This is a genomic window from Bradyrhizobium sp. AZCC 2176 (assembly GCF_036924645.1).
Classification (GTDB): domain Bacteria; phylum Pseudomonadota; class Alphaproteobacteria; order Rhizobiales; family Xanthobacteraceae; genus Bradyrhizobium.
On record NZ_JAZHRX010000001.1, the window covers coordinates 2,687,260 to 2,699,636 of the forward strand.

General features: G+C 63.9%; 11 protein-coding genes. 1 reads left to right on the forward strand and 10 read right to left on the reverse strand.

Annotated features, from left to right (window positions below):
• Positions 1-40 precede the first annotated feature (40 nt).
• Positions 41-1,651, reverse strand: a complete 1,611-nt coding sequence (gene nusA / locus V1288_RS12435) for a transcription termination factor NusA (protein ID WP_334357312.1) — start codon at positions 1,649-1,651, stop codon at positions 41-43.
• 3 nt (positions 1,652-1,654) lie between these two features.
• Positions 1,655-2,443, reverse strand: a complete 789-nt coding sequence (gene rimP / locus V1288_RS12440; RefSeq protein ID WP_334357313.1) for a ribosome maturation factor RimP — start codon at positions 2,441-2,443, stop codon at positions 1,655-1,657.
• Positions 2,444-2,778: 335 nt separating this feature from the next.
• On the opposite strand from rimP, the gene V1288_RS12445 reads away from it, so the two are divergent.
• Entirely contained in the window at positions 2,779-3,849 is a 1,071-nt protein-coding gene (locus V1288_RS12445; RefSeq protein ID WP_334357314.1) for a DUF2336 domain-containing protein, read from the forward strand.
• A 1-nt stretch (position 3,850) separates the two neighbouring features.
• On the opposite strand, the gene trmB is transcribed toward V1288_RS12445, so the two are convergent.
• The 8 genes from trmB to miaB form a co-directional block, all read right to left on the reverse strand.
• On the reverse strand, positions 3,851-4,591 hold the full coding sequence (gene trmB, locus V1288_RS12450) for a tRNA (guanosine(46)-N7)-methyltransferase TrmB (protein ID WP_442894023.1): 741 nt from the start codon (positions 4,589-4,591) through the stop codon (positions 3,851-3,853).
• Positions 4,591-5,718: a M20 family metallopeptidase gene (locus V1288_RS12455; protein ID WP_334357316.1), complete on the reverse strand. Its 1,128-nt coding sequence runs from the start codon at positions 5,716-5,718 to the stop codon at positions 4,591-4,593. The genes trmB and V1288_RS12455 overlap by 1 nt, the downstream gene beginning before the upstream one ends.
• A gap of 146 nt (positions 5,719-5,864) precedes the next feature.
• Complete coding sequence (locus V1288_RS12460) at positions 5,865-6,281, reverse strand: helix-turn-helix domain-containing protein (protein WP_334357317.1); 417 nt, start codon at positions 6,279-6,281, stop codon at positions 5,865-5,867.
• Between the two features lie 246 nt (positions 6,282-6,527).
• Complete coding sequence (gene lnt / locus V1288_RS12465; protein WP_334357318.1) at positions 6,528-8,138, reverse strand: apolipoprotein N-acyltransferase; 1,611 nt, start codon at positions 8,136-8,138, stop codon at positions 6,528-6,530.
• Positions 8,135-9,253: a hemolysin family protein gene (locus V1288_RS12470; protein ID WP_334357319.1), complete on the reverse strand. Its 1,119-nt coding sequence runs from the start codon at positions 9,251-9,253 to the stop codon at positions 8,135-8,137. Before V1288_RS12470 ends, lnt begins: the two co-directional genes overlap by 4 nt.
• A gap of 1 nt (position 9,254) precedes the next feature.
• The gene (gene ybeY / locus V1288_RS12475; RefSeq protein ID WP_334357320.1) at positions 9,255-9,776 is read right to left on the reverse strand and encodes an rRNA maturation RNase YbeY; all 522 of its coding nucleotides are present in this window, start codon (positions 9,774-9,776) and stop codon (positions 9,255-9,257) included.
• An 83-nt stretch (positions 9,777-9,859) separates the two neighbouring features.
• Entirely contained in the window at positions 9,860-10,915 is a 1,056-nt protein-coding gene (locus V1288_RS12480; RefSeq protein ID WP_334357321.1) for a PhoH family protein, read from the reverse strand.
• Between the two features lie 4 nt (positions 10,916-10,919).
• Positions 10,920-12,350 (reverse strand): tRNA (N6-isopentenyl adenosine(37)-C2)-methylthiotransferase MiaB, encoded by a 1,431-nt coding sequence (gene miaB, locus V1288_RS12485; RefSeq protein WP_334357322.1) that lies wholly within the window; start codon positions 12,348-12,350, stop codon positions 10,920-10,922.
• Positions 12,351-12,377 lie beyond the last annotated feature (27 nt).

Consider the following 12,377-nt stretch of genomic DNA (forward strand, 5'->3'; position numbering starts at 1 on the left):
TGCGCGCAGAAAAGAGTTTCGGTGTTGCGCAGCACGCGCATTACGCCGTCTGGTCTTCGGTGGCCTCGGCCGCCTCGGATTGCTTGGCGAGTTCCGCCTCGGTGATCCAGCCGGCAATGACGCGGGCCTGCATGATCATGCGCTCGGCATCGTCGCGCGAGATCTCGTTGGCGTCGAGAATGCCGGGGTGCTTGGTTGGCTCGCTGCCTTCCTTGCGCTCGGTCCAGCCGACCAGATCGTCGGTGGCGCAGCCCGCCAGATCTTCGACCGTCTTGATGTCGTTCTCGCCGAACTTCACCAGCATCTTCGAGGTCACGCCGGGGACCTTCTTCATTGCATCTTCCACACCGAGTTCCTTGCGCTTGTTTTCCAGCTCCGTTTCGAGCTGTTCCAGATATTCCTTCGCCCGGCTCTGCAGCTCGTTGGCGGTTTCCTCGTCGAAGCCTTCGATGCCAGCCAGTTCCTTGACATCGACCAGCGCGAGTTCCTCGACCGACGTGAATCCCTCGGACGCCAGCAACTGGCCGACCACTTCGTCGACGTTCAGCGCTTCCATGAACACCCGCGTGGAATTCTCGAAGTCGGCCTGGCGGCGCTCGGATTCTTCCTGCTCGGTGAGGATGTCGATGTCCCAGCCGGTCAGTTGCGAGGCGAGGCGCACGTTCTGGCCGCGACGGCCGATCGCCAGCGAAAGCTGGTTGTTGGTGTCGGGAACCACGACCTCGATCCGTTCGCGATCCTCGTCGATCACGACCTTGGCGACTTCGGCGGGCGCCAGCGCGTTGACGACGAAGGTCGCAATGTCTGGCGACCACGGAATGATGTCGATCTTCTCGCCCTGCAGTTCGTTCACCACCGCCTGCACGCGCGACCCGCGCATGCCGACGCAGGCGCCGACCGGATCCACCGAGGAATCCCGGGAAATCACGCCGATTTTCGCGCGAGAGCCGGGATCGCGGGCCACTGCCTTGATCTCGACGATGCCGTCATAGATTTCCGGCACTTCCTGCGCGAACAGTTTTGCCATGAACTGCGGATGGGTGCGGGAGAGGAAAATCTGCGGCCCGCGGGTTTCGCGGCGGACATCGAAGATGTAGGCGCGGACGCGGTCGCCGTTGCGGAACACCTCGCGCGGCAGCATTTCGTCGCGGCGGATGATGGCCTCGCCGCGGCCGAGATCGACGATCACGCTGCCATATTCGACGCGCTTGACGACGCCGTTGACGATATCGCCGATGCGGTCCTTGAATTCCTGATATTGCCGGTCGCGCTCGGCCTCGCGCACCTTCTGCACGATCACCTGCTTGGCGGATTGCGCGGCGATGCGGCCATATTCCAGCGGCGGCAGGGTGTCGGCGATGGTGTCGCCGACTTGGGCGCCCGGGTTGGCGCGCTGCGCGTCTGCCAGCGAAATCTGGTTCGAGGAGTTCTCGACTTGCTCGACGACCAGCATGTGGCGCGACAGCCGGAGCTCGCCCTTCTTGGCGTCGATCTCGGCGTGAACGTCGGTCTCGCTGCCGTAACGGGCGCGGGCCGCCTTGGCGATGGCATCTTCCATCGCAGCGATCACGATCCCGCGGTCGATCGACTTTTCGCGGGCGACCGCGTCTGCGATCTGCAGCAGTTCGAGTTTGTTGGCACTGACGGCCATGGCCTAGTCTCCTTCGGTAGGATCGATCTCGCCTCTGCGCAGTCTTTCTGCGGCGAGGCGGTGTTTCTTGGTATTGGTCGGCTCCGGCTTCGTGCCGGGCTTGCTTCCGGTCTTGCTTGCGATCTTGGGCTTCGGTTTGTTACTCTTGGCCGGATCGCTCTTCCTTGCGTGCGGCGGGGGCGGCGGGGTCAACCCGAGATTCTGCTTCAATTCGCGCTCGGCCTGCTTGCCGCGCCGCATCGATTCCGCAATCAATTCGTCGGTCAGAACCAGCCGTGCCTCGGAAATGTCCTCCATCACCAAAAGCACGTCGGCATCTTCATCCGCGCGTGTGTCATCCCGATGTAACCGCACGGCATTATCTTCGACGCCGGCCAGCGTACCACGGAAACGCTTGCGGCCCTGATGGGCGACCGCCATTTCGATCTTGACGAGGTGACCGTTGAAGCGCTCGAAATCGGAACGGCGCACCAGCGGGCGATCGATGCCCGGCGAGGATATCTCCAGCCGGTAGGCGCGGTCGATCGGATCGGCGACGTCGAGCACCGGCGACAGCGCCCGCGAAATCGCCTCGCAATCCTCGATCTGCATCGATCCGTCGGGCCGTTCGGCCATGATCTGGACGGTGCAGCCGGCCTCGCCTGAAATCTTGATCCGGACCAGCCGGTAGCCCATTCCCTGCAAAACCGGTCCGGCCACCGCCGACACCCGCGCGGCCGCGCCCGGCTCGACGACGAGACGGGGCTCGGCCAGCAACTCGGCATCCACGGAACCAGCAGTTGGATCGGTCATGTCCAGTGTCAAAAGCGTCTTACTTGCATGGGTTTAGGCCGGGTCTAGCCGCGATCCGGCCGGTTCCCTGAGCCGCGCCTGCCGCCCATTCTGGGCAGGGCAGGTTCAGGTAATAAAAAAGAGCGGGTCCCGCGGGGCCCACTCTCAATACGCGATCGTATGAGAACCATAAGTTGCCGCGGATATAGCGGTTTTTCCGCAATCCGACAAGGCCCGCGATCCCGTTAAGTCCGATTTTGCCAAGCTGCAAGAGGGGGATGAAATCTAACCCTTCATTCATGAACGCTGCCTAGATTTCCCGAAAACCAGCCAATTCGGCCGGTTTGGATGGGTTTATGATAATTTCACCATCGCTGATCCCGGAACTCGACGACATTGTCAGTCGTGGCGACCCCAAGCGCCGCGCCGATGCCGCGCGTCGTATCAGCGAGCTTTTCCTGCAGGGCGCGGCGAGCTTCCGCTCCGACCATGTCGAGCTGTTTGACGATGTACTGACCAGTCTCGTCCCGCATGCCGAGATTGAAGCGCGCGCCGAACTGGCTGAGCGCTTGTCGATGCTGGCGAACGCGCCGCGCGGTCTGGTCGGCCAACTCGCCCATGAAGATGAAATTGCCATCGCAGGCCCGCTGCTGCGGCGCTCGCCGGTCATCGACGAAAAGATGCTGGTCGAAATTGCTTCCGTGAAGGGCCAGGATCATCTGCTGGCGATGACGGAACGGCCCACGCTTTCAACCGATCTCACCGACGTCATCGTCGCCCGCGGCGACCGCGACGTTGTCAGGCGCGCCGCCGGCAATGCAGGCGCCGCCTTCTCGTCGAGCAGCTATTCGACGCTGATCAAGCGCGCAGGTCAGGATGGCGTGCTGACGATCAGGCTCGGCCAGCGCGACGATCTGTCGCCTACGCAATTGAAGGAGCTGCTCTCCGGCTCCATCGACGTCATCCGCCGCCGCCTGTTCCAGGTCGTCAAACCCGAACGGCAGGCCGACATCAAGCAGGCAATGACCGCGATCACCGGCCCGTCCGAACGCGAGGAGCGGCGCGACTTTGCGCCGGCACAGCGCACGGTGCTGAAGCTCCACCGCGAGGGCATGCTCGGCGAAGGCGCCTTGCTCAACTTTGCCAAGGCCTTCAAATACGAGGAGTCGGTCGCCGCGCTGTCGGCGATGACCGGCGTCAAGATCGAAACCCTCGACCGCCTGATCAGCGGCGACCGCTATGATCCGATCCTGATAGCCGGGAGGTCCATCGATATCGAATGGGCAACGGTGCGCGCGCTGATTTTGCTTCGGCTCGGTCCGAACCGGACGGCATCTCCCGCCGACATCGAAAACGCGCGGGTCAACTACGTGCGCCTGATGCCGTCGACCGCCCAGCGCGTCGTCGCATTCTGGAAGACGCGGTAATCTACCCAACCCGCCGAAACCGCAAATACGCCGCGACGCGTCCCTCGCGCTCCGCTTTGCGGCCGTAGCGCGTCATGGTGTAGCCGTCCCACGGCTTTTGCCAGTCGGCAGCGCGCTCCGCAGTCCAGAGAAAATCCGCCGAGCGCAACAGGTGCGCCAGCGTCCATGCAACATAATCGTCGATGTCGCTGACGAAACGAAACTCGCCGCCCGCTTTAAGGATGCGCGCCATCGCGTTGACCGTCGCGTCCTGCACGAAGCGCCGCTTCCAGTGCCGCCGCTTCGGCCAGGGATCGGGATGGATCAGGTCGATCCGCGCCAGCGATCGCGGCGGGGCCCAGGCCAATAGCTCCGCGGCGTCGCCGGCATAGAGGCGGATGTTGCTAATGTTGTGGACCTCGATCTGGGTGAGGATCTTGGCCATGCCGTTGACATACGGCTCGCACCCGATGAACCCGATATTCGGATAGGCCTGCGCCTCCGCGATCAGATGCTCGCCGCCGCCGAAACCGATTTCGAGCCTGACATCCTCGATTTCGCCTTCGAAGAGATCGGCAAGATGTTCCGGCGCGGGCGCCCCGATATCGAGCGCCAGATGCGGCAGCAGATGATCTATCAGCTCGGCCTGGTGGATGCGGAGCTTGTGGCCCTTGCGGCGGCCGAAGAACGAGCCGCGCGCATGTGCCGACGCGCCGTCATCCGGCGTCGCCTCGCGGTCGCCGGTATCGCGCGGTGAGACCATCATCGCAGCGTCTGGTACAGCCGGTACAACAGCCGCGCCCTCGGCTCGATCGAGGAGATGTACATCTGCTCGTGATGGGTATGCGCGCCCTGGCCGTCGACACCGAGCCCGTCCAGCGTTGCGGTATGCGGCGCGGTGAAATTGCCGTCAGAGCCGCCGCCGGTCGACGTATCGACCAGATCGAAACCGATCTCGGCCGCAATCGTCCTGGCATGCTCGTAGAGCGCGGCGCCGGCGTTGCTCTTTTCGTAAGGCGGACGGTTCAACTCGCCGATCACCTTGACCGTGACGCCCTCGGTGCGCGATTTCAGATTGAGGATTTTGGCGGTGATCTCCTCGGAATCCGATATCGTCGGCACGCGCAAGTCGACCTCGGCATAGGCGTCCTCCGCAATTACGTTCGGCCTTGTGCCGCCTCTGACAACACCGACATTGACGGTGATGCCGCGCGCGAGATCGTTCATCGCCTCCAGCGTTTGAATGACGTTGCCGAGTTCGCGGATGGCGCTGCGGCCGTCCTCGGGCCGGGTGCCGGCGTGCGAGGGCACGCCCTTGATGAAGACCTCAAAGCGCCCGACGCCCTTGCGCCCCGTCACGATCTTGCCGCCGTCGCGCGCCGGTTCAGTGACCAGCACATATTTCGCCTTTTTCCCCTCGGCCTCGATCAGCGCGCGCGAGGTCGGGCTGCCGATCTCTTCATCGGAGACATAGAGCTGGGTGATGCCGAGCGGCGGCCGCGCGCCCTCAGTGCAGACCTGCCGAAACGCATGATAGGCGAGATAGGCGCCGCCCTTCATGTCGTAGATGCCCGGGCCGAACGCGCTGTCACCATCGATCCGGAAAGGCAGGCGCTCGATGAAGCCAAGCGGATGCACCGTATCGAGGTGGCTCAGCACCAGTATTCCCGGTTCGTCCTGCCCCCATGACGAGCGCGCCACCAGATGATCGCCGCAGCCGGAGTGCCCGGCGATCCGCTCCACCGTCGCAGGCATGCCGCGATAACCCTCAGCGACGAGATCGGCGAGCTTGTTAACCTGCGCGGGTGCTTCGGTGGGGGTCTCGATCTCGACCCAGCGGCGGATGCCCTCGAGGATCGGCGTGGAATCGAACGGATTGGTTATCGTCATGTCGTATCCGATACGGCGTCATTCCTCGATGTGCAATTGCGTATCGCGTGCCCGGGCCAACGCGGGCCTCAGATGCGCAATAAAGCACACCGGGAATTATGGCATATTCCAAAATACGAAATTCTCAAACCGACACGGGATGAAAATCAGCGCGGGTCCGGGCCATCGCGCGATGCAATCTGCTCGACCAGCTCGACGATCGAGCGGCGCATCTTGGAATCGCTGATGCGCGTGAACGCGCGCGTCAGTGCGAGACCCTCCGATGTGGCGAGAAAATCGGACACGTAGGCCGGGGAGGCGCCTTCGCCGAAGCCCTCGCCATTCACCGCGCCGCTCGGCCCGCCATCGAACAGAAACGACACCGGCACCTGCAATATCTCGGAAATCTGCTGCAGGCGGCTGGCGCCGACCCGGTTGGTGCCTTTTTCGTATTTCTGAACCTGCTGGAAGGTGAGGCCGAGCGCTTCGCCCAGCTTTTCCTGGCTCATGCCCAGCATGATGCGGCGCATCCGGACGCGGCTGCCGACATATTTGTCAACCGGATTGGGCGCTTTGGTGGACATCTAGATCACTCCTGGGATCGCGCGCCGGGAATGAGGCAGTGGAAAGACGATGCCTCAGGCGCGCCGTGACCGTCATATCCTGCTCGGAGGATCGGGTAGAATTGCGGGACGATCTGAGCAATGAAGTGACTGGTTGTTGTTCTTGGCTTGCAACCGCAGAAAGCGAATCGCAGGCTGTCTGTCAACTGGTGGAACCGCGCAGTCAGCTTTTTTAGTAAACCAGCAACAGCCAGCGATGAGCAAATCTCAGGCAGCCTGCTTTGCAGCGCGGCGCCTGACGACTAACAGCAGGGCGGCGGCCACGATGATGGCGGCCGGGATATCTCCAAGACGAGCATAAATCGTCGGCGGCAGCGGCGACGGCAGGCCGGCGTCCAGCACACCTTCGATGCCGAGGCCGAGCCGTGCCACAATCCGCCCCGAAGGATCGATCACCGCCGAGATGCCGGTGTTGGCGGCGCGCACCATCGGCAGCCCTTCCTCGATCGCACGCAGCCGCGCCTGCTGCAGGTGCTGATGGGGGCCGGTCGAATTTCCGAACCAGCCGTCATTGGTCAAATTGACGATCCAGCCGGGGCGATCGTCACGCGCTGCAACATTTCCGGGAAAAATCGCTTCGTAACAAATCAATGGTAGCGCGCGCGGCGCGTTCGGTATCTCCATCGCGCGCCGCCGCGTGCCCGGAATGAAGCCGCCATGCACCTTTGTGAGTTGCACGAAGCCGAGCTTTTCCATCCACTCCTGAAACGGCAAATATTCGCCGAACGGCACCAGATGCAGCTTGTCGTAAACCGACAGCACGCCACCGTCATGGTCGATCACATATATCGAGTTGTAGGCACGGCTGACGCGGGCGCCGGGGGGGCCGTCGGGCGCGCGCACCGATCCGGTCATCAGCACAGTGCCTTTGGGCAGCAGCTCGGCGATCTGCGCCATCGCGTCCGCCTCGCGGGTCAGGAAGAACGGGAAAGCCGATTCCGGCCAGATCAGGATCTGCACGTCGCGCACGCCGGTGGATTGCGGTCCTGAAGCGCGGTCGGAAAGCGTCAGGTATTTCTGCATCACCTCCGCCTTGGCGGCGTAGTTGAATTTGACGTCCTGCTGCAGGTTCGGCTGCATGATGCGCAGCTTGACCTTGGTCAACTCGGTCGGCTGCAGCGACAGCCGTGCGGCGCCGTAGGCCCCCATGGCAACGAGCAGCGACAGCGCCGCCACCGGCGCGATCCAGGGTTTTCGGCCGCGCGAAGACCCGTCGATCAGCGCCGCCGGGCTGGCAAAGATCGCGACGCTGAGGAAGGTCATGCCCCACAGTCCGATCAGCGACGCGGCTTGCGCCAGCGCCAGGGGTTCCGACAGCGCGTAGCCGAAGGCATTCCAGGGGAAGCCCGACAGCACATAGCCGCGCAGCCATTCGCTGACCGTGAGCCCGATCGCGAGCGCCAGCACCCGCGAAGCATCCCGCGTCCAGATCAGCCGCGCCAGCGCGAAGCCGACCGCCGGAAATAAGGCAAGATAGGCCGGCAGGCCGAGCACCGCGAACGGCATCAGCCAGGCGAAAGTCGGCGCGTCGACCAGGAAGGCGTTGCCGATCCAGTAGAGCCCGGGCACAAAATAGCCGAGCCCGAACCAGAAGCCCGACATCGCCGCCGCCGGCACGCCGCGCCGTTTTCCGGCCGCCGCCCCGTCGATCAGCCAGACCACGACCGGAAAGGTCACGAACAGCACCGGCCAGGCATTGAACGGCGCCATCGCAAGCGCCGACAGCATGCCGGCGGTAAGCGCGATCACCGCGCGCTTCCAGCCCCAGGCCAGGATGATCGAAAGTCCCGCGAGGCGAAATCTGCTGGATGAAATCACTGCGAGCCGGCTCCATCGCCGGAGCTCGGCGGTGTATTGTCATTGGTCGGCGGCACGCTGCTGTCGGGCGCAGCCTCGCGGCGGCTTCGTTCGCGCGTCGCGCGCGGCGCCGGCCGCTCTTTCCGGATCCCGATCCGCAGCCGCTTGACCCGCCGCGGATCGGCATCGAGCACCTCGATCTCGAAATTGCCCGGGCCCGCAATGACCTCGCCGCGTACCGGCAGGCGGCCGACCTGCGCCACCAGGTAGCCCCCCAGCGTCTCGACTTCCTCGCCGGCCTCGCCGGTGATGAATTCCTCGCCGATCATCTTGCGCGCATCCTCGAGGCTGGCGCGGGCGTCGGCGATGAATGCATTATCTCCCTGCCGGATGATCGACGGCGGCTCGTCGCTGTCGTGCTCGTCGTCGATCTCGCCGACGATCTGCTCGACGATGTCCTCGATCGACACCAGCCCGTCGGTGCCGCCATATTCGTCGACCACCAGCGCCAGGTGGATGCGCGAGGCCTGCATCTGCACCAGCAGGTCGATCGCCCGCATCGACGGCGGCACATACAAAAGCTTGCGAATAATGTTGGCGTCGGCGAGCGGCGATGCGAGGTCGACCGCGCGCAGGTCGAGGCCCGCCGGGAACGGCTTCTTGCGCTTGGGCTTGGTCGTATCGCCGACCCGCGCCTTCGCGGTCATGAACGCCAGGAGGTCGCGGATGTGAACGATGCCCTCGGGGTCGTCGAGCGTTTCGTTGTAGACCACGAGCCGCGAATGCGCCGCGCTCTCGAACAGGCTCATTAGTTCGCCGAGCGGAATATCCCGCTTCACCGCGACGATGTCGGCGCGGTGCACCATCACGTCGGCGATCCGCCGCTCGTTCAGGCCGAGGATGTTGCGCAGCATGGTGCGCTCGATGGCGGAGAAGCCGACATCATCCGGGGTGGAGGCGTCGAGCACGACCTGGAGATCGGCGCGGACCGATCCTGCCCTCCAGCCGAACAGCGTGCGGATCGCGCGCATCAGCCAGCTATCGGCGGTCGGACGCAGCACCTCGCCTTCCTGCACCACCACTGGCAGGTTGCGCGTATCGCGCGGGTTGTCCTGTATCGGGTCGGAGTCCGGCATTTCAGTCCATCCGCTCCCGGTCCGCATGGGGATCTCGATCCGCATACGGATCCGGAATGCCGAGCTGGGCGAGAATCTCCCGTTCGAGACCTTCCATGGTGTCGGCGTCGTCGTCTTTCTCGTGATCGTATCCGATCAAATGCAGGAACCCGTGGACCGCAAGGTGGCTGAGGTGATGATCGAACGGCTTTTCTTCGTCATCGGCCTCTTTCCGCGTGGTCTCATAGGCGATGGCGATATCGCCGAGCATCCGCGGCGCATCCGCCGGCGCGCCCGCGGTCGCCTGCAACGCCGGAAACGACAGCACGTTGGTCGGCTTGTCGATGCCGCGCCAGTTGTTGTTGAGCGTGCGGATGCCGGCGTCGTCGGTCAGCATGACGGCGAGCTCGGCCTCGCCGACATCGGCATCGGCGATTTCGGCCGCGGCATTGATGGCGCGATGGATCACCGCCTCGGCTTCCGGCTCCGTCTGCCAGCAATCGGCGACGACGAGAACCTCGGTAAGGGGAAGGGCGGACGACACGGGCGTTCCAGCGCTTTGCATTTCAGAGTTGGGGTTACGGCCGCGGCCTGCCTGCGGCAGGTCCACGGCCGAAGATTGTTGGGTCAAGATTTTCCGGTCGCCGGTTTCTGCGGCAACCCCTCGTAGGCGGCGACGATCCGCGCCACCAGTTCATGGCGAATGACGTCTTCCGCAGTGAATTTCACCTGCGCAATGCCCTCGACGCCGTCGAGCAGCTTGACCGCTTCGGCAAGCCCCGACGCCTGTCCGTTCGGCAGGTCGACCTGCGAGGGATCGCCGGTGATGATCATGCGGCTGTTCTCGCCAAGCCGGGTCAAGAACATCTTCATCTGCATCGAGGTGGTGTTCTGCGCTTCGTCCAGGATGATGACGGCGTTGGTCAGCGTGCGGCCGCGCATGAAGGCCAGCGGCGCGATCTCGATCTCGCCGGCCTGCAGCGCGCGCTCGACGATGCGCGAATCCATCAAATCGTACAGCGCGTCGTAGATCGGCCTTAAGTAAGGATCGACTTTTTCCCGCAAGTCGCCGGGCAGGAAGCCGAGTCGCTCGCCGGCCTCGACCGCGGGCCGCGACAGGATGATGCGATCGACTTCCTTGCGTTCGAACAATTGCGCGGCATGCGCCACCGCCAGCCAGGTCTTGCCGGTGCCGGCGGGGCCTACGCCGAACACCATCTCGTGGCGCTTCAACGCGCGGATGTAGGAATCCTGCGCCGCCGTGCGTGCGCGCACCGGGCGTTTGCGCAAATTTATGGTTTCGAACGACGATTTGGCGGTCTTGGCGTCGTATTCGAATAGCGAGCCCTGCGCGAGCACGGCGCGGATCGCACCCTCGACTTCGCCCTGCGAGAGGTCGTGACCTTGCACGGCCTGTGCATAGAGCGTCTCCAGCACGCGCCGCGCGGCGTCGCAGCCGTCGCGGCTGCCGGCGATGGTGATGTGGTTGCCACGGGAATCGACGACGACGCCGAGCCGCCGTTCGACCAGCGCGAGGTTCTGGCCGTAGGGGCCGACAAGCGCTGAAGCAGCGCGGTTGTCGTCGAAGTCGATGACGACCTGGGTCTCGGGCGGAATTTGCATGTCGCGATCAAATTTGCGGCTAGGAGCGAGCGAAGATGAATCCGATGCGCTTTTTGGCAAGGGTTCAGGCTCCCTGAGTTTCTTGAGAAGGATTGGTTTCTTGAGAAGAATTGGTCATGGGTGAACGCGTCGACGGCACAGCGCGTGCTCCGGCAAGTTCGCCAAGCAGGCTGTAGCGCTCCAGGCTCCCGATCGTAACCGGCAGCACCTGTCCGATGATGTCAGGCGAGGCAAAGACATGCGCGGGCTGAAGGTACGCGGTGCGGCCGACGATCTGGCCGGGATTGCGGGCCGCGCGTTCGAACAGCACATCGACGGTTTCGCCAATCATGGCCTTGTTGAAGGCCGATTGCTGACTGTCGATCAATTCCTGGAGCCGCACCAATCGCTCGTCCATTTCAGCCGCTGACGCCGTCTCCTGCATGTCCGCCGCCGGCGTGCCGGGCCGCGGCGAATATTTAAACGAATACGCCGCAGCGTATCCGATTTGCATGACAAGCGCGAGGGTCGCGGCGAATTCTCCCTCGGTTTCGCCGGGGAAGCCGACGATAAAATCCGATGAAAAAGCAATATCTTGGCGGGCCTCACGAAAACGGTCGATGACGCGACGGTAATCATCGGCGGTATGCTTGCGGTTCATGGCGGCCAGGATCCGGTCGGACCCGGATTGCACCGGAAGGTGCACGAACGGCATCAGCGCGGCGAGATCGCGATGCGCCGCGATGAGCGAATCGTCGACGTCGCGGGGATGGCTGGTCGAGTAGCGCAGCCGCACGATACCTTCGATTTCGGCAAGCCGGTGCAGCAGCTTGCCGAGCGGCCACGTCCGTCCGTCGGGTCCTTCGCCGTGATAGGCGTTGACGTTCTGCCCGATCAGGGTGATCTCGCGGACGCCGTTGTCGGCCAGCCGCTTCACGTCGTCGACGATCTTTGCCACCGGGCGCGAGACTTCCGCGCCGCGCGTATAGGGCACCACGCAGAAGGTGCAGAACTTGTCGCAGCCTTCCTGCACAGTGACGAAAGCGGAGATGCCGCGCGCGCGGATCGCATCCGGTTTGGGGGCGGGGAGGAAACCGAACTTGTCCTCGACCGGGAATTCGGTCTCCAGCGCACGGCCCTCGCTTTTCGCGCGCGCCAGCAATTGTGCCAGATGATGGTAGCTCTGCGGCCCGACCACGACGTCGACGGTCGGCGCGCGGCGGATGATCTCCTCGCCCTCGGCCTGCGCGACGCAGCCGGCGACCGCGATGCGCATATCGCGCCCGTTGCGGGCGGCTTCATCCTTGGCGACGCGAAGCCGCCCAAGTTCGGAGTAGACCTTCTCGGAGGCCTTCTCGCGGATGTGGCAGGTGTTGAGGATCACCAGGTCCGCATCCTCGGCGCTTTGAGTCTCGACAAAGCCTTCCGGAGCCAGCGTGTCCACCATGCGTTGCGCATCGTAGACGTTCATCTGGCAGCCATAGGACTTGATATGCAGCTTGCGCGGCGGCTTCATGGAACCTGTAAGTGCTGGTATTGAATG

Coding starts and splice junctions, on each gene's coding strand:
- trmB (WP_442894023.1), bottom strand. CDS start 4,591: ATGGTCTCACCGCGCGATACCGGCGACCGCGAGGCGACGCCGGATGAC.
- miaB (WP_334357322.1), bottom strand. CDS start 12,350: ATGAAGCCGCCGCGCAAGCTGCATATCAAGTCCTATGGCTGCCAGATG.
- V1288_RS12455 (WP_334357316.1), bottom strand. CDS start 5,718: ATGACGATAACCAATCCGTTCGATTCCACGCCGATCCTCGAGGGCATC.
- nusA (WP_334357312.1), bottom strand. CDS start 1,651: ATGGCCGTCAGTGCCAACAAACTCGAACTGCTGCAGATCGCAGACGCG.
- rimP (WP_334357313.1), bottom strand. CDS start 2,443: ATGACCGATCCAACTGCTGGTTCCGTGGATGCCGAGTTGCTGGCCGAG.
- V1288_RS12445 (WP_334357314.1), top strand. CDS start 2,779: ATGATAATTTCACCATCGCTGATCCCGGAACTCGACGACATTGTCAGT.
- V1288_RS12470 (WP_334357319.1), bottom strand. CDS start 9,253: ATGCCGGACTCCGACCCGATACAGGACAACCCGCGCGATACGCGCAAC.
- V1288_RS12460 (WP_334357317.1), bottom strand. CDS start 6,281: ATGTCCACCAAAGCGCCCAATCCGGTTGACAAATATGTCGGCAGCCGC.